We start from the raw sequence: 26,135 nt of genomic DNA, 5'->3' as shown, positions 1-26,135 counted from the left end.
GCCCCGCAGCCACCCCCCAAAGCCGCACCAGCGCCCCCGCATCCGCCCCGTCAGGGAAGTGCCATTGCCGGGCCAGCAGTTCGTCGACTTCATCCATGCTGAGCATTCGCCCGTCCCGTCCGCGGTGTCCGGCGCCTGGCCATTGGATTTCGAGCGTAGTAACACTGCCGATCTCCCAGCAATGCGGGGCCGGGAAGTAGGGGTCTGATAGGGGGTCCGAAGAATTGGTTGGCCGGATACGGTCGATCGTGACCGAGAAATCGGCTTTCTGTATCGGGTTCAGGAGAGGTGATAGCGGTGACGAATATCGACGGTGACAGTTGGTTCCGCGTTTACCGCCAGTCCGCAGAAGGCATGCCCCTGTTCTGCTTCCCGCACGCGGGTGGCGTCGCCAGCTACTACTTCCCGTGGTCCCGCGCGCTTCCCGCCGACATCGACGTGGTGGCCGTGCAGTATCCGGGCCGCCAGGACCGCCGCGCGGAGTCCTGCGTCCTGAGCATCCCCGAGCTGGCCGACCGCATCTACGCGGCGATCCGGCCGCGGCTGTACGAGCCGTACGCGTTCTTCGGCCACAGCATGGGAGCCACACTGGCCTTCGAGGTGGCGTGCCGGATCGAACGGGACGGCGCCTCGGGTCCGGCGCATCTGTTCCTCTCCGGCCGGCGGGCTGCGTCCCGGCACCGGCACGAGCAGCTGCACCGGGCCGGCACGGCCGCGCTCATCGAGGAGATGCGCGCGCTGGGCGGCACCGATCCGCGGGTCCTGGCGGACCCGGAGCTGCTGAACCTCGTCCTGCCGACGATCCGCGCCGACTACACGGCCATCGAGACCTACCGCTTCGACTCCGCACCGCCGCTGTCCTGCGACATCACCGCGATGGTGGGCGAGGACGACCCGAAGGCCGGCGTCGAGGACGCCGCGGCCTGGGCGGGGCACACGCTCGGCCGGTTCGATCTGCGGATCTTCCCGGGCGGTCACTTCTACCTGGACGACTGCCGCGCCGGCGTGCTCGACACGGTCTCCTCCGTGCTCGGGGACCGCCGGGGGACGCCGGTCGGTCTGGGGTCCCGCGACTGAGATCCGTGGGGATCGCGAACAAAGCAGAAAGGGATGGGCATGGCGAAGGTTGCTGTGGTCGGTGCCGGGATATCAGGTCTGTCGGCCGCCTACCACCTGCGCGGACGGGCCGACGTCACGGTCTTCGAGAAGGAGCCGAACGCCGGCGGGCACGCCAACTCGGTGGAGGTGACCGACGCGGGCCGGACCATCGGCCTGGACACCGCGTTCATCGTCTACAACGAGGCGCACTACCAGAGGATCACCCAGTTCTTCGCCGACCTCGGGGTCGCCTGCCAGGACCACCCGGGCCGCTTCAGCTTCCACAACGCCGACACCGGCATCTGCTACGTCTCGGACGACTTCGAGCTGGACGAGGCCGCGATCCGCGCCAAGTACCCCGAGGACTTCGTGCAGCTGTGGGCGGAGGCGGAGCGCTTCTACACCGAGTCGCCCCGGCACTTCATCCGCAAGCAGGCCGAGATGTCGCTCGGCGAGTACCTGACCGGCAACGGCTACAGCGACGCCTTCCGCTACGGCTTCGTCGTGCTGGTGGCCACCGCGGCCTGGTCGGTGCCGGCGGACCGGATCTGGGACATGCCGGCCGCGACCGTCATCGCGTTCTTCCTCGGCCACGGCCGGGAGGGCCTGGGCGGCCGGACCGCGCCGTGGCGCACGGTCAGCGGCGGCAGCGTCAACTACGTCCGCGCCGCGCTGGCGAAGCTCGCCGAGGCCGGCCAGGACGTGCGGCTGGGCGCCGGCGTCGAGCGCGTCACCCCCGGCCCGGACGGCGTGACGGTGTCGACCGCCGCCGGAAACGAGCGCTTCGACGAGGTCATCCTCGCCGCGCACGCCGACGACGCGCTGGCCCTGCTGACCGAGGTCACGCCGGAGCAGCGGATGCTGGAGGCGGTCCAGTACAACACCACGCGCGCCGCCCTGCACACCGACGTCGCGTGCATGCCGGCGGACCGGGAGAAGTGGCGCAGCTGGAACTACGCGCGCTCCGGCAGCGACCAGGACATGAGCACCTGGGTCGTGTACTACCTCAACTCGCTGCACGACTTCAGCAGCCGGACCGACTACTTCCTCACGCTTGACTATCCCTTCGACGTCAAGCCGGACCAGATCATCCGCGAATTCGACTACCGGCACCCGGTATTCACCGTGGAGGCCCGGAATCTGCAGTCGAAGATTCACGAAATTAACGCAGGAGAATCGCGCGTGAAATTCGCCGGCTCCTATTTCCACTCCCGGAAGATGGGCATCGACATCGTGGGCAGCCACGAGTCGGGCTTCGATTCCGGTGCGGCCGCGGCGGACGCGGTCGTACGCAGCCTGTCCGACCGCGACGCCGGCTGACCGCCCCACACCGCCCCAGACCGCCCCACACCTTTTTGGAGTTTGATCGTGACCGACAAAGTCGACCTCGCCAGCCTGACCGTCGAGCAGGTGCAGAGCTGGCTGATCGAGAAGATCGCCTGGAAGCTCCAGGTCCAGACCACCGAGATCTCGATCAGCGACTTCTTCGACTCCTTCGGGCTGGACTCCACCGAAGCCCTCGTGCTGGCCAACGAGCTGGAGTCCTGGCTGGGCTTCGAGCTGGAGACCACCGCGCTCTGGTACCACCCGACCATCGACGAGCTCGCTCGATACATCGTCTCCGCCAAGGACCGCCTCGCGGCGCTCTGACTCGCAACCGCCGGCGACCAAGGGGTAAGCACTATGGACACTCAGACGAAGCTCAGCGACACGCCGATCGCCATCGTCGGTCTGGGCGCGCTGTTCCCGCGCTCGGCCGACCTCTCCGAGTTCTGGACGAACGTGGTGGAGGCCGCCGACTGCATCGAGGACGTGCCGGAATCGCACTGGAAGATCGAGGACTACTACGACCCCGATCCCACCGTTCCGGACAAGACCTATGTCAAGCGGGGTGGCTTCATCCCGACGGTGGACTTCAACCCGCTGGAGTTCGGCCTGCCGCCGAACCAGCTCGAGGTCACCGACGTCCTCCAGCTGCTGAGCCTGGTGGTCGCCAAGCAGACGCTCGCCGACGCCGGCGCGCTGGACTCCAAGTGGTACGACTCCAGCCGCACCGGCGTCATCCTGGGCATCACCGGGGCCAACTCGCTGACCCAGCCGTTGGCCACCCGGTTGCAGACCCCGGTCCTGAAGGAGGTCGTGCGCAGCTGCGGCCTGTCCGACCGGGACGCCGACGAGATCGCGGCGAAGTTCGTGAAGGCCTTCGCGCCCTGGGAGGAGAACTCCTTCCCCGGCATGCTCGGCAACGTCGTCGCCGGCCGGATCGCGAACCGCTTCGACCTCGGCGGAACCAACTGCACCGTGGACGCCGCGTGCGCGAGCTCCCTGGCGGCCGTGCACATGGCGGTCGCCGAGCTGGTCTCGGGCCGGGCCGACCTGATGATCAGCGGCGGGTGCGACGCTGAGAACACGATCCTGATGTACCTGTGCTTCAGCAAGACCCCGGCGCTGTCGAAGTCCGGCGTGATCCGGCCGTTCGACGAGAAGTCCGACGGCACGATGATCGGCGAGGGCATGGGCATGCTCGCGCTGAAGCGCCTGGAGGACGCCGAGCGCGACGGCGACCGCATCTACTCGGTCCTGCGCGGCATCGGCAGCTCCAGTGACGGCCGGTTCAAGAGCATCTACGCCCCGCGCAAGGAAGGCCAGGTCGTCGCCCTCCAGCGCGCCTACAACGATGCCGGGTTCGGCCCGGAGCAGGTGGGCCTGGTCGAGTGCCACGGCACCGGCACGGCGGTCGGCGACGTGACCGAGCTGTCGGCGCTGCGCGAGGTCTTCGCGGCGGCCAGCGACGAGAAACAGTTCGTCGCGGTCGGCAGTGTGAAGTCGCAGATCGGCCACACGAAGGCGGCGGCCGGCGCGGCCGGGCTGATCAAGCTCTCGCTGGCGCTGCACCAGAAGGTGCTGCCGCCGACCATCAACGTCGACAAGCCCAAGGAGGCGGCCGACTTCCCGAACTCGCCGTTCTGGGTGAACACCTCGACCCGTCCGTGGGTCCTGGAGCCCCGCCGCGAGAAGCGGCGCGCGGCCAGCAGCTCGTTCGGGTTCGGCGGCACCAACTTCCACTGTGTGCTGGAGGAGTATGACCCCGCTGGAGCCGAACTCAGGGTGCTGCACCGCGGATACCAGGTGCACCTGTGGCAGGGTGCGGATGTCGAAGGACTTCTGGCCGCCGTCGCGGCGAGCCCGAAGGGCGAGAGCGTGGATGCGCCGGTTGCGGCGGACCGGGCTCGGCTGGCGGTAGTCGCCCGCGACGAGGCCGAGCTGGCCACGCTGCGCGACAAGGCGGTCGACAAGCTGCGCGCGGACCGTGGCGTCGCAGCGTTCGAACTCCCCGGCGGGGTCTGGTACCGCCGCGAGGCGGGCGTGCCCGGCAAGATCGCCGCGCTGTTCGCCGGTCAGGGCAGCCAGTACGTAGCGATGGGCGTGCAGACCGCGCCGGCCGTGCCGCCGGTGCGGGTGGCGCTGGACCAGGCCAGCCGCATCTCCGACCCCGAAGAGCCGCTGAACCGCGTGCTCTACCCGCCGCAGGCGTTCGACGCCGAGACCGCGACGCGTCAGGAAGAGGCGTTGCGGCGTACCGACTACGCGCAGCCGGCGATCGGCGCGCTGTCGGCGGGCCAGTACCGCTACCTGACCGAGCTCGGCTTCCTCGCCGAGGGCGCGCTGGGCCACAGCTTCGGCGAGCTCACCGCGCTGTGGGCGGCCGGGGCGCTGGACGACGAGGGCTTCCACACGCTGGCCCGCGCTCGCGGCAAGGCGATGGCCCAGCTCCCCGAGGGTGCCTCCGACCGGGGCACCATGGCCTCGCTGAAGTGCGCTCCGGAGAAGCTCGCCGAGCTGCTGGAGAAGCACTCGGACGTGGTGGTCTGCAACCTGAACGCCCCCGAGCAGACGGTGGTCGGCGGCGGCACCGAGGCGGTGCGCGCGTTCGCCGACGAGGCCAACGGGCTCGGCCTGGGCGCGACCCTGCTGCCGGTGTCCGCGGCGTTCCACACCTCCTACGTCGAGCACGGCGTCCCGGCGTTCCGGGCGGCCGTGGCCGAGGTGCCGGTCGGCACCCCGCAGATCCCGGTGTTCGCCAACACCGCCGGCGCCGAGTACGGCGACGACCTGGAGGTCAACGGATCGGTCCTGGTCGGCCAGCTGACCAGGCCGGTGGCCTTCGCCGCGCGGGTGCAGGAGATGTACGAGGCCGGATACCGGGTGTTCGTCGAGTTCGGCCCCAAGACCGTGCTCTCCGGCCTGGTGCGCAAGATCCTGGACCACCACGACGACGTCGTCGTCGTGTCCTCCGACGCCGGTCCGAAGGGCGACGGCGACCGGTCCCTCAAGCAACTCGCAGCGCGGCTCGCGGTCCTCGGACTGCCGCTGTCCGGCTTCAACCGCTACAGCGTTCCGACCCCGGAAGCAGTCGAAGGCAAGAAAGGAATGAGGATTCCCTTGAACGGCGTCAACTACGTCTCCGAGGAGCGCCGCAGCGCTTATCGGGACGACCTCGAGAACGGGTACCGGGTGCCGGCGTCGCCGGCCGCCGCGGCCCCGCTCGGCAATGGGAACGGCAACGGAAACGGCCACAGCAACGGCAACAGCCACCCCGCTCCGGCGGCGACGGCGGCCGCGCCCGGGTACGACAACACCCTGGCCGGCGACCACCTCGCGCTGCACCGCGAGTACCTGAGCAGCCAGCTGCGCCTGGCCGAGCGCCTCAGCGGCATCCTGGAGCACGACGCTCTGCAGGGGACCCTGAGCGACCGCACGGTCGCCGGCCTCGCCTCGGTGAGCGACCACAGCGTCTCCATCGGCCAGGCGCACAGCCAGGCCAGCGAGGTGCTGCTGGGCTTCGCGTACCTGGAGGCCGGCCTCGGCGGCGCGGCTCCCGCGCCGGTCCGCCACACGGTCGAGCAGCTGCCGCGTCCTCGGACGGAGATGAACTACTCCGCTCCCCGCCAGGCCATCGCGGCTCCGGTCGCGCAGATCGCCGCCGCCCCGGTTGCTCCGGCCCAGCCGGTCGCCGTCGCTCAGGTCGCCCCGGCTGCTCCGGTCGCCACGGTCGCCACGGTCGCCACGGTCGTGGCTCCCGCCCCGGCTCCGGTCGCCCCGGCTCCGGCCCCGGCTCCCGTGGCCGTCGCCCCGGCCCCCGCGCCGGCTCCGGCCGCCGCCGCCCCGGCCGCTCCCGCGGCCTCTGCCGGCGACGTCGCCGAGACCGTCAAGCAGGTCCTGCTGGACGTCGTGTCCGAGAAGACCGGCTACCCGACCGACATGCTCGACCTGGACATGGACGTCGAGGCCGACCTCGGCATCGACTCGATCAAGCGCGTCGAGATCATGGGCGCGCTCCAGGAGCGCTTCCCGGACAGCCCGCAGGCGGGCCCGGAGCAGATGGGCGAGATGCGCAGCCTCGGCGGCATCGTCACCTTCATCGCCGGTGCGATAGCCGGGACGAACGGCGCGGAGGCGAACCACCCAAAAGCTGACGGCGCGTCCCGCATCGGACGGATGCAGGCGCGCCTTCTTCAGATCCCCTCTGTTCTCCCTCTGGTCGGGGCGTACGCCGAGCAGCCGGTGGCTTTGCTCGCCGGCGCCGGCAGCGCCCTGACCGAACCCCTCACCGCCGCGCTCACCGCGGCGGGCTGGACCGTGCGGCTCGGCGACGAGCCGCCGGCCGGCCGGCTGGACCTGGTGGTCTTCACGGCCCCCGACGCCCCGGCCGACTGGTCGCAGTCCGCTGACACCCTCCAGTCGGCGCTGCTGGTCGCCGCCTCCGCGCAGCGTGCGCTGGAGTCGGCGGCCGGGCAGGGCCGGGCCGCGTTCGTCACGGTCAGCCGGATCGACGGCCTGGTCGGCTACTCCGGCGGCACCGACGCCGCCGGCCTGCTCGGCGGGCTGGCGGGCATGGTGAAGACCTTCGCGATCGAGGCGCCCACGCTGTTCTGCCGCGCCCTCGACCTGAGCCCCGAGCTCGGCGTCGAGGCCGCGGTGGCCCAGCTGGTCGCCGAGCTCAACGACGCGGACACCTCGGTGACCGAGGTCGGCGTGGCGGCGGACCCGGATCACAACTACCTGGTCCGCCGCACCCCGGCCGTGTCGCTGGAGGACGGCACCGATCCGCTGCTCCCGCAGGGCGAGTCGGTGGCCGAGCCCACGCCGGACGATCTGTTCGTGGTCACCGGCGGCGGGCGCGGCGTGACCGCGTCCTGCACGATCGGGCTGGCCCGGCGCTACCGCAGCGGCATGCTGCTGCTGGGCCGCAGCCCGCTGGTCGAGGAGCCCGCCTACGCCGCAGGAGTCCCCGACGACGCCCTCAAGGGCGCCATCGTGGCCGACCTGCGCGCCGGCGGTGCCAAGCCGATGCCGAAGGACGTGGAGCGCGTCTTCCGCGGCCTGGTCGCCTCCCGGGAGATCCGGGAGACGCTGGCCGCCATCAAGGCGGCGGGCGCCACGGCCGAGTACCTGGCCGTGGACGTGACCGACGCCGCGGCCACCGCGAAGGCGCTGGCCCCGTACCGGGACCGCATCAGCGGTCTGATCCACGGTGCGGGCGTGCTCGCCGACAAGGCGGTCGTCGACCAGCGCGCGGCCGACGTCGGCCCGGTGCTGGCCACCAAGCTGGCCGGACTGCGCTCGGCGCTGGACGCGGTCGCCGAGGACCGGCTCAAGCACGTCGTGCTGTTCTCCTCGGTCGCGGGGTTCTTCGGCAACCGCGGGCAGTCCAGCTACGCCAGCGCCAACGAAGCGCTCAACCGCGTCGCCACGACGCTGCGCCGCAGGCTTCCGGCCACCCGGGTCACCTCGGTGAACTGGGGCGCCTGGGCCGGCGGCATGGTGACCCCGGCGCTGGAGCGGATGTTCGCCGAGCGCGGCGTGACGCTGATCCCGCTGCAGACCGGTGTGGAGTTCTTCACCGAGCAGTTCAGCGCCGCGCGCTCGCAGGACGTGGTGTGCGTGGTGGGTCCGAACCAGCCGCTGTCGGCGCGTCCCGAGCGTGAGCTCGGCGAGGCGAAGACGGTCCTGCGGCTGTCGACGACCGGGCTCGCGCACAGCGAACTCCTGGCCGACCACGCGATCGGCGGCATCCCGGTGCTGCCGGCCACCGCGGCGGTGGGCGCCATCCTCGGCACGATGCAGCGCCTGCGGGGCGGTGCGGTGACGAGGCTGAAGGACTTCTCGGTCCTGAAGGGCGTGGTCTTCGACGAGAACGCGCCGGAGTACCTCGACCTGATGGTGACCGGGAAGCAGGTGCTGGTCACGGATTCCTCGGGCCGCCCGCGCTTCCGGGCGCAGGTGCCCACCGAGCCCACCGGCGCCGCGCCGACCGTGTCCCTGCCGTCCCTGACCGGGGTCGAGCCGGTCACGGCCTACGACACCGGGGTGCTGTTCCACGGTCCGGCACTGGCCCGGATCACCGGCACGCTCGCCGCGCCGGACGGACGGCTGGTGGCGGTGTGCCGTCCGGTCGAGGTCCGGCTCGGCGGCGGCGAGTTCGCCTCCGGGAACTACTCCCCGGAATCGGCGGATCTGCTGCTGCAGGCGGCCTTGGTGCAGGTGCACCGGACCATGGGCCTGAACAGCCTGCCGACGGCGATCGGCGCGGTCGAGGTCTACGAGGGCCTGCCGGAAACCGGCGAGTTCCTGGTGGTCGTCGATGCTCTCTCCGTGAACGGCTCGGTGGCTCAGGGCACTGTCACCGCCTGCCGCCCCGACGGCCGGGTGCTGCTGCGCTTCGGCGCGGTGCAGCTGGTCGCCGACGCCGCGCTGGGCTCGAAGTTCGCCTCCTGACGGACGAGACAGAACCCATCGGTAGAGACAGATACAGATTCTCGTAGTTGATACAGCTTCTCGCGGTTGATACAGAACCTAGCGGTTGATACAGATCGGACAGCGTGACCCCCATGTCGGACACGTACAGCGGCACGCCGATCGCCATCGTCGGCATCGGCTGCCTGCTGCCGGGCGCGAACACGCCCGAGCAGTTCTGGGACAACCTGCTCGCCGGTGCCGACCTGCGCCGCCCCGGTGACATCTCCACCTTCGGCGCCAACCCGGCGAACCCGGGCGGCTGGGGAGACGACACTCACAAGATCACCTCGGTGCGGGGCGGTTTCGTGACCGAGCCGGAGATGGACCACGACGGCCTGCGCGTGGACGCGCGCGCCGTCGACGGTCTCGGCGCGGTGGTCCGGTGGCCGCTGTACGCGATCCGGCAGGCGCTGGCCGACGCCGGGATCGCCGAGGACGACCCGGCGCTGGCCCGCACCGGCCTGGTGCTGGGCAACTACTCCTTCCCCACGGAACAGTCGGGCAAGCTGTGCCTGCCGTTCTACCGGCACGGCGTCAGCAACGGCCTGCGCCAGGCCGGACTCCCGCTGCCGGAGGCCGGCGGGTCCGGCTCCTGGCAGCCGAACGTCCCGGTCCGCTCGCTGTGGCCGTCCGGCCTGCCGGCCACGGTCGTGGCCGACGCCTTCGGCCTCGGCGGGCCGCGGCTCGCGCTCGACGCGGCGTGCTCCTCGGCGCTGTACAGCGTGAGCCTGGGCCGGGACTACCTCGCCACCGGCGCCGCGGACGTGGTGCTGGCCGGCGCGGTCTGCGCCCCCGACCCGCTGCTGATCCACCTGTCCTTCAGCGATCTGCACGCCTACCCGGCCAACGGGGTCAGCGTGCCCTTCGACGCGGCCTCCTCCGGCATCGTGACCGGCCAGGGCGCGGGCGTGCTGGTCCTCAAGCGGCTGGCCGACGCGGTCCGCGACGGCGACCGCATCCACGCCGTGGTCGAGTCCATCGGCCTGGGCAACGACGGAGCCGGCGCGCACCCCCTGGTCCCCAACATCTCCGGCCAACTGGCCACCTACGCGCAGGCCTACGGCTCCGGCGTGGACCCGCAGAGCGTGGACTACATCGAGTGCCACGCGACCGGGACGCCGGTGGGCGACCCGATCGAACTGCGCGGCCTCACCGAATTCTTCGGCGCCGACCGGGTGCCGCTGCTCGGCTCGGTCAAGGGCAACGTCGGCCACCTGCTCACGGTCGCCGGATTCACCAGCGTGCTGAAGGTGATCCTGGCCATGCGGCACGGGGTCATCCCGGCCACGCCCACGCAGACCGGCCCGATCCGGCCGGCCGGGGCTGAAAACGCCGCCGACCGCCTGGTGACCGAGAACCGGCCGTGGCCGGAGAACGGCGAGCGGCCCCGGCGCGCGGGCGTGTCAGCCTTCGGATTCGGCGGGACGAACGCCCACCTGGTGCTCACCGACGCCGTCGAATCGGCGGCCCGGACCGCGTCGGAGACGAAGCCCGCCGCGCCGCAGCCGGTCCGGATGGCGATCACCGGCATGGGAGTGCGGGTCGGCGAGGTCGCGAGTGTCAGTGCCCTGCGCAGCACGCGCCGGTCCGGCCGCCCGGCGCTCGCCGCACGGCCGCAAACCCGTTGGTACGGCGCGGAATCCCTCGGCATCACGGAGCTGGAGTCCGAAACGGACGCCGGCTACGTCGACAGCGTCGAGGTGGACGTCCGCGGCTACCGGATGCCGCCTGCCGAGCTCGTTCAGGCCAACCCCCAGCATCTGCTGCTCTTCGAGGCCGCCAACGAGGCGCTGGCTGAAGCCCGGCTGACGGCGGCCGGAGCCAAGGGCCGTGGCGAGCGCCGGGTCGGCGTGGTCATCGCCATGGAGATGGAGCCCCGCTCGCTGGCCCACCGCGCCCGCTTCGACATCGGCGCGCACGTCCGCGCCGAAGTCGCCCGCACCGGACTGGACCTCACCGCCGACGAGCTCGACCGGCTGGAGGCCGCGGTCCGTTCCGGCGTGCACGACCCCATCGGCGCCAACGAGGTGCTGAGCTACATCGGCAACGTCATGGCCGCACGGATCGCCTCCGCGCACAACTTCACGGGGCCGGCGTTCACCGTGACCGGCGATGCCACCGGCGGCGCGCGAGCGCTGGAGGTGGCCGGACTGCTGCTGCTGGACCCGACCGTCGAGGCGGTCCTGGTCGGCGGTGTCGAGCTGGCCGCCGGGTACGAGAACACCTTGGTCAGAACGGCGCTCGCGAACGGTATTCGGCCGGTGCTGGCCGACGGTGCCGCAGCCCTCGTCCTGACTCGTGCGGCAGCGGGCTCGGCTTTGACCGTTGACGCGGTGGTCACCGGTACCGCCGGCTCCCCATCGCTTGCCGCGCACGTGGAAGACGCGCTGGCGAGCAGCGGACTGACTTGCGAGGACATCGGTTATGTGGAACTGGCCGGCGGGATCGATGCCGAGCAGCTCAGTGCTCTGAGCCGGATCTACGAGGCCCGCGGCGACGACACCCCGGGCTGTGTGCTGGCCGCTCATCCGCCGCTGATCGGCGACACCCAGCAGGCGAGTGTGCTGGTCGGTGTCGTCAGCGCGGCGCTGAGCCTGCGGCACCGCGAACTGCCCCCGGCCGCGCCGGAACTGTTCCAGACGGCCGCTGCTGCCGCCGGCTTCGCCGCGTCGGCGCTGCGGCTGCTGGACGCCGGAGTGCCGTGGCTGCCGCGCCGCGTCGACGACCGCCTGGCGGCGGCGGTGCACGCGGTGGACGGCGCGTCCGCGGCCCACGTCATCCTCTCCGCGCCGCCGTCGCGCCTGGGCATCGAGGCCATCGACTGGACCGGGGCCGGCGCTCCGGTGCTGATCCCGCTGTCCGGCGGCTCCGGCGAGGAGCTGGCCACCGCGGCGCAGGAATGCCTGACCGCCCTCGACAGCGGCCGCGCGCCGATCGACCTGGCTCGGGCGCGCGCGGTGACTCCCCGCAGCGGCCGCTACGTCGCTGCCATCGTCGCCCCCGACGAAGCCGGTCTGCGCCGCGAACTCGCCTCGGCGATGAAGTACCTGCCGCAGACGGTCGCCGAGGGCCGGGACTGGACGACGCCGGCGGGCAGTTACTGCACGGCGAACCCGGTCGGCTCCGACGGCCGCGTCGCCTTCGTCTACCCGGGCGCCTTCACCGCCTACCCCGGCGCGGGCCGCGACGTGTTCACCCTGTTCCCCGGCCTGCTGTCGGAGTTCGAACGCGACGCCCGCGCGCCGTGGTCGGAGCTGAAGCACGCGGCGCTGTTCCCGAGCGCCCCGTTGGGCGTGGACCGTGAAGCGCTGATGCGCCACGAGGGCGAGCTGATCGAGTCGATCCCGACCATGCTCGCCATCGGCACCAACTCCGCGGTGCTGGCGACGCGGATGCTCCGGGACACCTTGGGCATCCGGCCGGACGGCGGCTTCGGCTACAGCCTGGGGGAGAGCAGCATGCTCTTCGCAATGGACGTGTGGGACGCGTCCGTGCGCGACGATGCCGCGTTGATCGCCTCCCCGCTGTTCGTGGACCAGCTGTGCGGACCCAAGCGGTTCGTCCGGTCCGCGTGGGGTCTGGCGGACGCCACCCGGGACCGTGACGTGTGGACCACACAGGTGTTCCTGGCCGGCGCCGAAGAGGTGCGGGCCGCGATGCCGGGCCTGGACCGGGTGTACCTGACGCACGTCAACACCCCGAACGAGGTCGTCGTCGCGGGCCTTCCGGAACAGGTCGAAGAGCTCAAGAACCGGTTGGGCTGCAAGGCGGCGAAGGCACCGGCCAACCACGTCATGCACAACGCCGTGGTGCTCTCTGCGCACCCGCAGTTCGCGGCCCTGAACGACCACCCGCTCGGCGCGCCGCAGTCAGGGCTCGAACTGCTGTCGAGCTTCGACTACGGGCTCGTCGATCCGTCGGACCGGGAAGTGATCTCCCGCCGCATCGCGGACACCCTGTGCACCACGGTCGACTTCGCCCGGCTCACCGAGAACGCCTACGAGCGCGGCTTCCGGGTCTTCATCGAAGTCGGTCCCGGTGCGACCTGCACCCGGTGGATCGGCGAGACCCTGGCCGGCCGTTCGCACGTCGCGGTCGCGGTGGACCGCCGCGGCATGTCGGTCGGCCAGTCGGTCTGCGCCATGGTCGCCCGCCTGGTCAGCCACGGTGTCGACGTGCGCCTCGACCGCCTGTTCCCGGCTCCGGTCCAGGCGTCCGTGCCGGCGTTCCGCGCCACCGTCGTCTGCGGCGGCGAGTCGCTGGTCGAGCGGGTCCGGGAGCGGGCCGAGCCCGTCCTGGCCGACGCCATCGAGCTGCGCGCGCTGGACGCCGAGGTCGGACCGCTGCTGATCACCGCCGACCCCGATGTCATCGTCATCGAGGCGGAGCCGTTCGTGTACCTGCCCGCTCGCCGTCCCGTGGAGGTGGCTGCCGTGGCGCAGCCTGTGATCCCCGCCCAGCAGACCGTCCCGGTCGCCGACTACTTCCCCCAGGCCGTCCCGGTCGCCCAGGCCGCTCCGGCCGCGGCGTTCGCGCAGGCCGCACAGTTCGCGCAGGCCGCCCCGGTCTCCGACTACGCGGTCGCGGCCCGTAGCCGGGTGCTGGGTCCCATGCGCCACACCGTCTTCCAGGCTCACGGCTCGTTCTTGCGGGTTCAGGGCACGCTGGCGCACGCCAGCCTGGATGCTCTGGAAGCCGAGCGGGGCGGGTATCTGCCTTTCGCTCCCGAGCAGCCCGCGACACCGGAGCAGGCCGCGACTCTTGAACGGCCCGTGATCTGGAACGAGGCGCAGCTGCTGGAGTTCGCCTCGGGCAACGTCGCCAACGTCTTCGGCCCCGACTTCGCCGAATACGACACCTTCCCGGTGCGGGTGCGGCTGCCCGAGCCGCCGTACCACTTCGTCACCCGGGTCACCGACCTCAAGGGCACGCCGGGCGTTTACGAGCCCTCGTCGATCACCACCGAGTACGACGTACCGATCGGCGCCTGGTACAGCGTGGACGGCCTGGTGCCGTGCGCGGTCACCATCGAGGCCGGCCAGTGCGACCTGCTGCTGATCAGCTACCTCGGCATCGACTTCCGCAACCGCGGCGAGCGCGTGTACCGGCTGCTGGACAGCGAGCTGGTGTTCCACGGCGGCCTGCCCCGCGAGGGCCAGACCCTGCGCTACGACATCAACATCTCGCGCTTCGTCTGGAACGGCGACAGCCTGCTGTTCTTCTTCAACTACAAGTGCTACGCCGACGGCGAGCTCATCCTGGAGCTGCTCAACGCCTGCGCCGGGTTCTTCTCGGCGGCCGAGCTGGAGAACTCCCTCGGCGTGGTGACCAGCGCCGCCGACCGCCGCCGGCGCGAGGCCCTGACCCGCACCTGGTTCAAGCCGCTGGCCCGGACCGACCGCACCTCGCTCGGTGCCGCAGACCTCGAACTGCTCGCGCAGGGCCGCCCTGCCGAGGTGTTCGGCCCGGCCTGGGACCAGAGTGCCGACGGCAGCAACCGCTCGCTGCGGCTGCCGGACACGATGCTGCGGATGATCGACGAGATCACCGTGATCGACCGGCTCGGCGGCCCCTGCGGGATCGGCGAGATCAGTGCCGTCAAGCACCTGGACCCCGAGGGCTGGTACTTCAAGTGCCACTTCCCGGGGGACCCGGTCCTGGCCGGCTCGCTGGTCGCCGAGGGCGGCGTGCAGCTGCTCCAGGTCTACGCGATGTACCTGGGCCTGCACCTGGTGCTGCCGGACGCCGAGTTCCAGTCGGTGCCGGGCCTGAAGACCCAGGTGAAGGTGCGCGGCCAGATCACGCCGAACCAGAAGAGCCTGCGCTACCACGTGGAGATCACCAAGATCACCATGCTGCCGCGGCCGACCGTGATCGCCGACATCGTCGTCTACGACGGCGACAAGGCGATGATCAGCATGCAGAACTTCGGCGTGCAGGTGCGCGAGAAGCCCGGCACCCAGTACCGGCCGGAAACCGGGGGCATCCCCGCATTCCTGGGCCGCCGCAATGCCCAGGGCGAGCCGGCATTCATCAACGAGCTGCACCTGTCGCACGCCGCCAAGGGCGACCTGGCGACCGCGATGGGTCCGGAGTTCGAGATCTACGCGGACCGCAAGGCCCCTTACATTCCCAACGGGGACTTCCGCTTCGTCGACCGGATCATGAAGTTCGGCGGGGTGCGCGGCACGCTGAAGTCCGGCGCCACCATGGAGACCGAGTACGACTGCCCGCCGGAGGCCTGGTACTTCCACGAGAACTCCTTCCCGGGCATGCCGAACTGTGTGTACATGGAGTCCTCGCTCCAGGCCGCGATCCTGCTCGGCTACTACCTGGGCGCGACCCTGGCCACGCCGGAGCAGGAACTCAACATCCGCAACCTGGACGGCACCGCGAGCGTGGTCAAGCAGATCGACCTGCGCGGCAAGACGATCCGCCAGCAGACCCGGATGACCTTCAACCAGATCATGCCCGGGACCTCGCTGCAGAAGTTCAGCTACGAGCTGTTCGCCGACGGCGAGCTGTTCTACAAGGGCGAGTCCATGTTCGGCTACCACACGGCCGACGCCCTGGCCAACCAGGTCGGCCTGGACGCCGGCAAGTACGTGGCGCCCTGGCTGGACCAGCAGGAGGCCCTGCCGGCCTCGGCGAAGCGGACCCTGGCGATCCGCCACGTCGACGACTGGTTCACCCGGCCCGGCCTGCGCCTGGCCGACGGGCACCTGCGCATGGTCGACACCGTGGACATCGTCGCCGGCGGCGGCAAGTACGAGAAGGGCTACCTGTACGGCCACCGCGAGATCGCCCACGACGACTGGTACTTCGAGTGCCACTTCTACCGCGACCCGGTCATGCCCGGCTCGCTCGGCGTCGAGGCCCTGATCCAGGCGCTCCAGGTGTACGCCATCGACCTGGGACTGGGGGAGGACTTCGCCGACCCGGTCTTCGCCATGCCGCTGGGCGTCGCCACGACCTGGAAGTACCGCGGCCAGATCCTGCGGACCGAGGGCCCGATGACCTTCGACCTGCACGTCAAGGAGATCCGGCGGGAGGCGGACCGGGTCCTGGTGATCGCCGACGCCAACGTGTGGAAGCCCGGAATGCGCATCTACGAGATCACGGACATCGCAGTTGAGGTGCACGACCGTCGAGAGGACGAACGATGAGCATCACCCTGGGAACCGAGGACTTCGTCGAACCGGTGGTCCACACGTCCGTCGAAGGCTGTTACAGCACCCTGACCGACCTGGAGTCGCCGGTCTACGTGGTGCGCAGCCCCGAGGGCATCGGGGTCACCACCCGCCGGCCGGTCGACGACGAGACCGTGGTCGCGGCGATCGGGCCGCTGACCCCGGACCGGCTGGGCTCGCAGGCCTTCCGCGCCCACCACGGCGTCAAGTACGCCTACATGGGCGGCGCCATGGCCGGCGGCATCGCCTCCGAGGACTACGTGATCGCGCTGGCCCGGGCCGGCTACCTGGGCTCGTTCGGCGCGGCCGGACTGCTGCCGGCCCGCGTGGAGTCCGCCCTCCAGCGCTTCCAGGCCGAGATCCCCGGGCTGCCCTACGCCGCCAACCTGATCCACAGCCCCAGCGAGGCCGAGCTGGAGCGCGCGGCGGTCGACCTGTTCCTGCGCTACGGCGTGCGCTGCGTCGAGGCCTCGGCCTTCATGGACATCACGCCGAACATCGTGCGCTACCGCGTGGCCGGGCTCGGCCGCACCGCCGACGGCTGGATCACCGTCGCGAACCGGGTGATCGCCAAGGTCTCCCGGGCCGAGGTGGCCGAGAAGTTCATGCGCCCGGCGCCCGAGGCCATGGTCGCCGAGCTGGTCGCGGCCGGGCTGGTGACCGCCGAGCAGGCTGAGATCGCCCGCCAGGTCCCGCTGGCCGACGACGTCACCGCCGAGGCCGACTCCGGCGGCCACACCGACCGGCGTCCGCTCACCACCGCGTTCGCCTCGGTGCTGCGCCGCCGCGACCAGCTGCGGAACGAGCTGCGGCTGCCGCTGGAGGTGCGGGTCGGCGCGGCCGGCGGCATCGGGACCCCGCTGGCCGCCGCGGCGGCCTTCGCGATGGGCGCCGACTACATCGTGACCGGCTCGGTGAACCAGTCCTGCCTGGAGGCCGGCACCTCCAGCGAGGTGCGGCACCTGCTGGTCCAGGCCGGCGTCGCCGACGTGGACATGGCGCCGGCGGCCGACATGTTCGAGATGGGCGTGCAGCTCCAGGTGCTGAAGAAGGGCACCATGTTCGCGATGCGCGCCAAGCGCCTCTACGAGCTGTACTCCGCCTACCCGGGCCTGGAGGCGCTGCCGGCCGAGGAGCTGGCGCGGCTGGAGACGCAGATCCTGCGCCGCACTGTCGACGAGGTCTGGCAGGACGTCACCGAATACTTCACCCGCCGCGACCCCGACCAGCTGACCCGGGCCGCCGGCGACCCGAAGCGCAAGATGGCGCTGGTCTTCCGCTGGTACCTGGGCATGGCCTCGCGCTGGGCCGTCGTCGGCGAGGGCGACCGCGGGCTGGACTACCAGATCTGGTGCGGCCCGGCGATGGGCAGCTTCAACGAGTGGGTGCGCGGCACCTACCTGGCCGGGGCCGAGAACCGCCGGGTCGCCGACGTCGCGCGCAACCTGATGCAGGGTGCTGCGTTCACCTCCCGGGTGCAGCAGCTGGCCCTGGCCGGGGTGCGGATGCCGCGCGGCTGCGGCGACTTCCGCCCGGTCCCGTCCGAGCTGGCCGCGGACGAGCTGTGACTGCCGTCGGGCTGCTCGCCGCCGCCGATCTGCACTCGGCGGCGGCCGACCTGGACGCCGCGCTCGGGGACCCGGCCGACCCGGGCAACCCGTGCGGCTTCCAGGCCATGGTGGACAGGGCAGAGTCAGGCTCGTTCCCGGAGGCGCTGACGAAGGCGGCGGGACCGGCGCTGCGGCTGTCCTACGTGCCGCTCGCGCAAGGCGGGGACCTGGTCCGCTACGACGACCTGTTCGCCCTGGTGCGGGTCGCGGCCCGGCGTGATCTGACGGTCATGCCGGCCACGATGATCGACATCACCGCGACCAGCTGCGTGCTGCTGTCCGGGTCGCAAGAGCAGCGGGAGCGGGTGGTGGAGCTGCTGCGCGGCGGCGGCTCCATCGGGTTCTCCTTCTCCGAACCGGACCACGGCAGCGATCTGCTCGCCAACACCTGCACGCTCACCGCGGCCGAGAACGGCTGGCGCCTGGACGGCGTGAAGTGGCTGACCGGTTTCGGCGGCCCGGCCGAGGCCGCGCTGGTGATCGCCAGCACCGGGGGCCGCGGGCCCGCCGCGTTCAGCGCGGTGCTGCTGGACAAGCCGCTGGAGCCTTGGCAGAGCCCGGATTCGGCCACCACGGTCCGGTTCCAGCAGGTGGCCGGCATGCGCGGCGCGCACTACGCCGAGATCCGCTACGCCGACGTGCCGATCGCCGCCGAAGCGCTGGTCGGCCAGGTCGGCCACGGCATGGAAACCGCGATGAAGGCGATGCAGATCGTCCGCGCCACCAGCACCGCGGCCAACCTCGCCGCCGCCGACAGCGCGCTGCGGCTGACCCTGGACTTCGCGCACCGGCACGTGGTGGCCGGCAAGCCGGTGGATCAGCACCCTGCCAACCGCCGGGAGCTGGGGACCGCCGCGGCCGCGCTGATCGCGGCCGACGCGGCGGCGCTGGGCTGCGTCCGGGCCATGCACACCTTCCCCGAGAAGCAGAGCCTGTGGTCGGGCACCTTGAAGACGGTGCTCACCGCGCTGTCGGAGGAGGTGTTCGCGCGGTGCGCCGACGTGCTCGGCAGCCGCAGCGTGCTGCGCGAGGGCGCGGCCGGCGCGTTCGACGTGCTGCGCGCCGACAACGCGGCGGTCCGGTTCTTCGACACCAGCCCGACGGCGAACCAGCGGCTGGTGGTGATGCAGCTGGGCGCCTTCCGTGACGCGGAAGCCGCGGCCGACGCTGCCGCCGACACTGACAAGAACACCAGGACCACCGGTACGGATCCCGCACTGCTGGCCGCCACCTTCGACCTGGGGCGTCAGCTGCCGCCGCTGGAGTTCGACCGCCTCGCGCTCGCCGCGCGCGGCCGCGACGTCGTCACCGGCGAGCTGGCGCACGTCCTGGTGGACGTCCGCGCGGCGATCGCCTCCGCGGCCCTGGACCCCGACGTGCTCGAAGCCGACGCGGTCCTGCTGCTGGAACTGCTCTCGCGGCTGGAGGCCGAACTGGCTTCGGCCGCCTCCGACATCCGCGCCGCCGCCTCGCTGCCTCCCGCCCTGCGCGGCACCACGCAGCTGGACTTGGCCGCCCGCGTGGCGTACCTGCACGCGGCCGCCTCGTGCGTGCACCTGTGGTCGTTCAACCGGCAGCGCTCGCTCTACGGCTGCCCGCCCGGCGCGCTCGGCTGGCTGACGGCGTCGTTGGCGCTGCTGTTGGACCGAGCCGCCGAGCGCACGGCCCGGCTCTCCATGCCGCTGGCCGACCAGGCGTACCGAATCGCCGCCGGCCTGTGGCAGGACGTGCGGATGTTCTCCGCCGTCCCGCTCCAGCTGGCCGGGCGGCGAGCCGGTTGTTCAGAGGCCACAGACAAGGACGATGCGAAAGGACCGGTGCTGCCATGACGGTTCAGCACAATGTCGCCGTCGCCGAGGACCTCGAGCGGAACCTCGGCGATCCCCACGACCCCGCGACGCTGCTGTCGTTCCAGCGGATCCTGCGGTACGACGAGCTGGAGGAGTTCCCGCACGAGCTGGTCGGCGAGCTCCAGCGGCGGGCGGTGCACGAGTACTGCCTGCCGGCCGAGTGGGGCGGGCGGGCCGGCGACGTCGAGACCGGGTTCCTGCTGCTGCGCCTGGTGGCGCGCCGCGACCCGACGACCGCCAGCGCCCTGATGCTCACCGACCTGGCGTTCATGCCGACCTGGATCGGCGGCAGCCAGGAGCAGCGGACCCGCTTCGTCTCCATGATCAACAACGGCGCGAAGATGGCCTGGGGCCTGTCCGAGCGGCACCACGGCAGCGACGTGCTGTCCAACGACATGCGTGCCGAGAAGGTGGACGGCGGCTACCTGCTGACCGGCGAGAAGTGGCTGATCGGCATCGCGACGCTGGCCGACGTGGTGACCGTGCACGCCCGCACCGGGGAGCGCGGAGGGCCGGGGGACTGGTCGATCTTCGCCGTCGAGAAGCGCCTGTGCCCGGCCGGATCCGTGCGCGAGGTGCCGAACGAGCGCCTGCACGGCCTTCGGGCCCTGGACCTCAGCGGCATCGTGCTGGACCAGGTGTTCGTGCCCGACAGCCACCTCATCGGCGGCGAGGGCCAGGGCCTGGAGCTGGTCCTGAAGAGCGCCCAGGTCGCCCGGACCACCATCAGCGGCATCGCGCTGGGCGCCGCGGACACCGCGCTGCGGGTGACCGCCGACTTCATCGTCAAGCGGGAGATCTTCGGCAAGACGGTGGCCGAGATCCCCTACACCCGGCGCCAGATGGCCGAGAGCTTCGCCGACCTGCTGCTGTCCGAGGCGGTCGCGACCGGTGGCGTGCGCGCCCTGCAGGCGTGCCCGGACCAGGTCGGCATCACCTCCGCGATCGTGAAGTACTTCGTCCCGACCTCGCTGGAGCGCACGCTCTCGCAGCTGTCGCTGGTGCTCGGAGCCCGCCTGTACCTGCGCGAGCACCCGCACTACGGCATCTTCCAGAAGATGCTGCGCGACATCCTGGTCTCGGTGTTCGCCGACGGCAACACGGTCGTCAACCTCAAGAGCGTCGGCGCGCAGTTGCAGACGATCCTCACCCGGTCCGCCACCGCGACCACCGACCAGCGCGCCGCCGCGATCGCGAAGACCGCGCTCATGTACGACATCGACGCCAAGCTCGCCGAGTGGGTGCCGGCCCAGCAGCAGCTGTTCAGCCGGGACGGCGACGTCGTGCTGGTGGCGCTGCCGGACGCCGTCGCCAGGCTGCGCGAGCTGGCCCGGACCCGCGAGGGCGAGCAGCGCGCCTGGTTCGAGCAGTCCGCCGAGCTGGCCGGCCGGCTGCTCGCCGAGGTGGACCGGCTGGCCGCCGACCAGCGGGACGCGCAGGAGCGCCTGGGCCGTGCCTACGGCGCCTCCGCCGAGCTCTACCGGCTCGCCGAACAGTACTGCGCGCTGCACGCCGGCGCGGCGGTCATCCACCTGATCGTGAACTCCCAAGCCGTGCTGGCGGACCCCTTCCCGGACGGCGCGGTCCTGCTGCTGTGCCTGGAGCGGGTCTGGCGCACGTTCCACCCGACCGAGACCGTCACCGACGTGGCCGCCATCGACCGCGTCACCGACGTCCTGCTGCGCCTGCACGGCGAGCGGAAGCTGTTCTCGCACTGGCAGATCCAGGTCGAGGCCTCGGGCGAGGCCGGAACCCCTGAAGAGACGGAATAAGGACCCATGTACTCGATGAATTCCCGACTCCCCATGTCGTGCGAGGCCCAACAGGTCTGGGACGTGCTGCTGGACTACAAGTCCTACCCGGAATACATGACCGGCGTGAACGAGATCGAGATCCTCGACGAGGACGGCGCGCGCCGCACCAGCAGCTGGATCGTCGAGCTCAAGGGCTCGGAGATGGAGTGGGAGCAGGAGGACCGCATCTCCGCCGACGACCGCCGCATCGAGTTCCACCAGACCGACGGCGATCTGAACAGCTACCAGGGCTACTGGCAGGTGCACGCCAACGAGCTGGAGGTCAGCGTCGAGTTCGACATCGGTCTGCCGCTGGTGGCCGAGATGATCCATCCCGCCGTGGCCAAGGCCATCGAGGGCTACGCGGGTGCCATCGTGGCCCGCGCCGAGCAGTAGGGGACAGCTATGAGCGACATCAAGTCCGGGGACGCCAAGGCGACGTTCAAGCAGGTGAAGAAGCACTTCTCGCCGTCGCTGGCGATGGCCGGGAAGTTCATGGGCCAGGGCGCGGTCGAGACCTCCGCCGAGGGCTGCCGCGTGACGCTGTCCGACGGCCGCCAGGCGCTGGACTTCGGGTCCTACGCGGTGGCGCTGCTCGGCCACCGGAACGTCGCGGTGGTCAGGGCGGTCCGCGACCAGCTCGACCGGATGCCCACCTCGACGCGCTCGGTGCTCAACCCGGTGCCGGCGCTGGCCGCCGAGACCGTCGTGGACTACCTGGGAGGTGCGCTGCCGAAGGTGTACTTCGGCAGCGGCGGCGCGGACGCCGTCGAGGTGGCGGTCAAGCTGGCGCGCGTGGCGACCGGTCGCAGCACCGTGATCGCCGTCGAGGGCGCCTTCCACGGCAAGACCCTCGGCGCCCTGGCGCTGACCCACCACGACCGGTTCCGCGGCGGGCTGGACTCGGTGCTGCCCGGCGCCGTGCACATCGACCCGGCGCGGCCCGACGCGGTCGCCCGGGTGCTGGCCGAGACCGACGACGTCGCGGCCCTGATCTTCGAGCCCGTCCAGGGCGAGAACGGCGTCACCACGCTGGACCCGGCGATCCTCGCGCGCTGGTGCGCGGACGCCAAGGCGGCCGGCGCGTTCGTGATCGCCGACGAGATCCAGGTCGGCCTCCGGCGCTGCGGCGAGCGGTCAGTGGCGCTGGCGGCCGGCCTGCCTGTGGACGCGGTGCTGCTGGGCAAGGCGCTCGGCGGCGGCGTGGTGCCGGTTTCGGCGATGGTGTGCAGCGAGGAGCTGTACGCGCCGCTGGCGGCCGACTTCGTCCTGCACACCGCGACCTTCTCCGGTCACCCGCTGGCCACGGCCGCGATCGTGCCCGCGCTGGCGACGATCGAGGAGCACGTCGCCGACGGCCTGCGGGTCGGCGCCGAGATGGCCGCCGGTCTGGAGGCGATCGCCGCCGACCACCCGGAGTCCGTCTCCGCGGTGCGCGGCCGGGGCCTGCTGTGGGGCGTCGACTTCGTCTCGCCGGAGTTCGTCGGCGAGGTGCAGGTCGGCCTGGCCCAGCGCGGGCTGGTCGTCTCGACCTGCCTGAGCCGGCCGGAGGTGCTGCGGCTGATCCCGCCGATCGTCGCCACCTCCGAGGACATCGAGCAGGCCCTGTTCCTGCTGCGCGGATCGATCGAACAGGCCCGCGCCGCGGTGGCGTAGCCCGAGACGGCGAGAACAGTGGCGAGACAGTAAGGAAGGCAAGGACATGACAACTGCCGACATCGAAGGCGACACCACCCAGATCGAAGGCGACGCCGCCCAGCTCGCCGAGGACAGCGTGCTGGCGGCGGACATCGAGGGCTTCACCCCGCGCACCCCCGTGGCGCAGGCGACGTCGGTGCTCCTGACCGGGGCGACCGGCTTCGTCGGCTCGTTCCTGCTGCGCGAACTGCTGGCGACCGGCCTGACGGTGCACTGCCTGGTCCGCGGGGACTCCGCGGAGGCGGCGCGCGAGCGGCTGCTGGAGAACCTGGCAGGGCTCGACGTGGACGTCACGGACGTGGCCGACCGGATCGAGGTCGTCCCCGGCGACATCACGCTGGAACGGTTCGGCCTGTCCGAGACCGAGTACCAGGCGCTCGCCGGCCGGGTGGAGGCGATCTACCACACCGCGGCGAAGGTCAACTTCCTGACCCCCTACAAGTGGCTGCGCAAGGCGACGGTCAGCGGGACGCACGAGGTGCTGCGCTTCGCGTGCGCGGCCTCGGCCCCGCTGCACCACGTCTCGACCGCCGGCATCTTCAACGGCCGGACCGGGGACAACACCACCCCGCGCGACGAGCAGTACCCGACCGGCCCGGCCGACGACATGCCGCTGGGCTACTCCAAGGCCAAGTGGGTCGCCGAGGAGCTGATCTCCACGGCGCGCGAGCGCGGCGTGCCGGTCACGGTGCACCGGCCCACGCAGGTGTGGGGCGACTCGCGCTCGGGGGCCTGCCAGCGCAACGACTTCGTGTGGCGCTTCGTCATCGGGTCGGTGCAGGCCGGGGTGTACCCGCGCAACTTCCGGCTGAAGATGAACCTGGTGCCGGTCGACTACGTCTGCGCGGCGATCGTGGCGATCTCGCGGCAGGAGGCTGCGATCGGCGGGAACTATCACGAGATCGGGCCGGAGGCTATCGAGTCGGCGACGATTCAGGGCTTCATCGGGGCCGCGGGGTACGACCTCAAGGAGGTCAGCATCATCAAGTGGCTCAAGGCGATCTCGGCTCAGGGGATCACCAACGCGATGTTCCCGCTGATCCGGACCGCGATGCTGATGGAGCAGGAGGAGCAGCCGCCGTTCGGTGACGAGGTGACGCGCGGGTTTTTGCGCGGGGCCGGGGCGCAGGGGGCTGATATCACGTGCCCGGCGATCGATGAGGTGCTGTTCGCCAAGTATGCCGACTACTTCGTGCGGCGCGGGTTTTTGCCTGCGGCGTGAGGGGTGGGGTGACTTCCTGCTGCTGATGTTGGCTTCACGGCTGGCGTTGGCTTCGCTGCTGATGTTGGCTCTCGACTGCTGAAAAGGGCTGAGACAGTGTTCGAACGACTCGGGCGTCTCGTCCATCGCCGACGTTTGGTGGTCCTGACGGCGTCCGTCGTTCTGGCGGTGCTGTCCGGGATCTACGGCGTCGGGGTGTTCGGGGAGCGGAGTCCGGACGCGGTCATCATCTATCGCAGTGCGGGCCGTACGGTCGACGATCCGGCTTTCCGTCAGGCCGTGGAGGGCGTGCTCGACGCCCTTCCGGCCACGGACGACAACGCCAAGCAGAACAGCTATCTGAAGGTCAAGGGAAAGCTGTCGGCGGCGGGCTTGCGGACTGTTCAGGGCGGTAATACGCCGGCCGGGTATGAGGCGGGGCAGCAGGTCGGGAACGATCTGGGGATGGCCGAGGGGCTGTCATTCCCGGTGTTGTTCGTCTTCTTGGTGGTCGTCTTCGGCGGGTTGGTCGCTGCGAGCCTGCCGTTGGCTGTGGGTGGGTTGTCGATTCTCGGGTCGATGGCTGTGCTCAGGTTGTTTGCTCAGTTCACTGATATCTCGGTGTTCGCCATGAGCTTGGTGACGATCCTTGGGCTGGCGGTGGCTATCGACTACGGCTTGTTCATCGTCAGCCGGTTCCGGGAGGAGATGGAGCAGGGGCGTTCCGGTGCTGATGCGCTGTCGCGGACGTTGGCGATGGCCGGGCGGACGGCCGCGGTTTCCGGCGTCACGGTGGCTGTTGCGCTGGCTTCGATGGCGTTCTTTCTGTTCGCGTTCCTGAAGTCGATGGCTTACGGCGGCGTCGCGGCGGTGCTGCTGTCGCTGAAGGCGATGGCGATGAACCTGCTGTCGCTGGCGGCGACGTTCGGGGTGCTCGTCTGGGTTTTCCAGGACGGCCACTTCGAAGGCCTGCTGGGTTTCCAGTCGACGGGGAACATCGAACCCAACAACCCGATCATGCTGTTCGCCCTGATCTTCGGACTGTCGATGGACTACGAGGTCTTCCTGATGTCGCGGGTGCGGGAGCAGTACGTCGCGCTCGGCGACCCGACGGCCGCGGTGGCGACCGGCGTGCAGCGCACCGGGCGGCTGATCACCAGCGCGGCGCTGCTGATGTGCGTGCCGCTGGCCGCGATGTCGTCCAGCAAGATCCTGACGATGATCCTGTTCGGGGTGGGGATGGTGGTCGCGATCGTGCTGGATGCGACGGTGGTGCGCATCCTCCTGGTGCCGGCGATCATGCGACTTCTGGGACACGCCGGCTGGTGGGCCCCAGCGCCGCTGCGGCGGGTTTACGATCGCTTCGGTATCCGCGAATCAGACGGCGAACTCGCACCGCAACAGCCCACCCGCCTGCCGGCCGATCCGGTGGAATCTCCCGCTCACTGACCCTGTGTACTGACTCGCTCACTGACCCGCACGTTGACCCCGCTCACTGACCCCGTACGCCTCCCAGATCACGAAGGAACCGTCATGCCCGCTCTGCCCTGGACCAAGGGAACCTTCAAGCCTGCCGAGGGCGCCGAGCTGCACGTGCTCACCTCCCGGCTGCCGCTGCGCAGGTACACGGACGTGCCGCGGTTCCTGATGTGGACGATGCGCATCCGCAAGCAGCTGCGCACCGCGCCGGGCTGCGCGGGCTACGCCCTGGACGCGAAGCTGCTGAAGAAGACCTTCTGGACCCTGTCGGCCTGGTCGGACAAGGCCGCGATGGACCAGTTCGTCCGCGAGGGCTCGCACGCCGCGATGCTCGTCGCGATGCAGGGGCGGGTCGGGAACCCGAAGTTCATCGAGACGCCGGCCGGGGCGGGGGATCTGCCGCTGGGTTGGGGGGC

Annotated in this window: 13 protein-coding genes; all 13 read left to right on the top strand. The window is 71.0% G+C overall.

What is annotated here, in order from left to right:
* Positions 1-297: 297 nt before the first annotated feature.
* Complete coding sequence (locus tag GWK61_RS33190; RefSeq protein WP_323747864.1) at positions 298-1,077, top strand: thioesterase II family protein; 780 nt, start codon at positions 298-300, stop codon at positions 1,075-1,077.
* Positions 1,078-1,116: 39 nt separating this feature from the next.
* Positions 1,117-2,418: an NAD(P)/FAD-dependent oxidoreductase gene (locus tag GWK61_RS33185; RefSeq protein ID WP_194915639.1), complete on the top strand. Its 1,302-nt coding sequence runs from the start codon at positions 1,117-1,119 to the stop codon at positions 2,416-2,418.
* 48 nt (positions 2,419-2,466) lie between these two features.
* On the top strand, positions 2,467-2,748 hold the full coding sequence (locus GWK61_RS33180) for an acyl carrier protein (RefSeq protein ID WP_194915638.1): 282 nt from the start codon (positions 2,467-2,469) through the stop codon (positions 2,746-2,748).
* A gap of 33 nt (positions 2,749-2,781) precedes the next feature.
* Positions 2,782-8,877 carry a type I polyketide synthase gene (locus GWK61_RS33175; RefSeq protein WP_194915637.1) on the top strand — a complete coding sequence of 2,032 codons (6,096 nt, stop codon included), beginning with the start codon at positions 2,782-2,784 and terminating at the stop codon, positions 8,875-8,877.
* A gap of 113 nt (positions 8,878-8,990) precedes the next feature.
* Positions 8,991-16,064 (top strand): polyketide synthase, encoded by a 7,074-nt coding sequence (locus GWK61_RS33170; protein ID WP_194915636.1) that lies wholly within the window; start codon positions 8,991-8,993, stop codon positions 16,062-16,064.
* Entirely contained in the window at positions 16,061-17,656 is a 1,596-nt protein-coding gene (locus tag GWK61_RS33165) for a PfaD family polyunsaturated fatty acid/polyketide biosynthesis protein (RefSeq protein WP_194915635.1), read from the top strand. The genes GWK61_RS33170 and GWK61_RS33165 overlap by 4 nt, the downstream gene beginning before the upstream one ends.
* A complete protein-coding gene (locus tag GWK61_RS33160) occupies positions 17,653-19,527 on the top strand; it encodes an acyl-CoA dehydrogenase family protein (protein ID WP_323747863.1) in 1,875 nt (624 codons plus the stop codon). Before GWK61_RS33165 ends, GWK61_RS33160 begins: the two co-directional genes overlap by 4 nt.
* A complete protein-coding gene (locus tag GWK61_RS33155) occupies positions 19,524-21,320 on the top strand; it encodes an acyl-CoA dehydrogenase family protein (RefSeq protein ID WP_194915634.1) in 1,797 nt (598 codons plus the stop codon). Before GWK61_RS33160 ends, GWK61_RS33155 begins: the two co-directional genes overlap by 4 nt.
* A gap of 15 nt (positions 21,321-21,335) precedes the next feature.
* Positions 21,336-21,737, top strand: a complete 402-nt coding sequence (locus GWK61_RS33150; protein WP_194915633.1) for a type II toxin-antitoxin system RatA family toxin — start codon at positions 21,336-21,338, stop codon at positions 21,735-21,737.
* Between the two features lie 9 nt (positions 21,738-21,746).
* On the top strand, positions 21,747-22,997 hold the full coding sequence (locus GWK61_RS33145; protein WP_194915632.1) for an aspartate aminotransferase family protein: 1,251 nt from the start codon (positions 21,747-21,749) through the stop codon (positions 22,995-22,997).
* Positions 22,998-23,043: 46 nt separating this feature from the next.
* The gene (locus GWK61_RS33140; protein ID WP_194915631.1) at positions 23,044-24,261 is read left to right on the top strand and encodes an SDR family oxidoreductase; all 1,218 of its coding nucleotides are present in this window, start codon (positions 23,044-23,046) and stop codon (positions 24,259-24,261) included.
* A 138-nt stretch (positions 24,262-24,399) separates the two neighbouring features.
* On the top strand, positions 24,400-25,689 hold the full coding sequence (locus tag GWK61_RS33135; RefSeq protein ID WP_323747865.1) for an MMPL family transporter: 1,290 nt from the start codon (positions 24,400-24,402) through the stop codon (positions 25,687-25,689).
* An 84-nt stretch (positions 25,690-25,773) separates the two neighbouring features.
* A partial coding sequence (locus tag GWK61_RS33130; protein WP_194915629.1) for a DUF3291 domain-containing protein occupies positions 25,774-26,135 on the top strand: 362 nt, incomplete at its 3' end.

Origin of the sequence: Catenulispora rubra, from assembly GCF_015356825.1 — a bacterium.
GTDB lineage: Bacteria > Actinomycetota > Actinomycetes > Streptomycetales > Catenulisporaceae > Catenulispora > Catenulispora rubra.
Note: the sequence above shows the minus strand (reverse complement) of the source record. Positions and strands in the feature narration are given on the sequence as shown.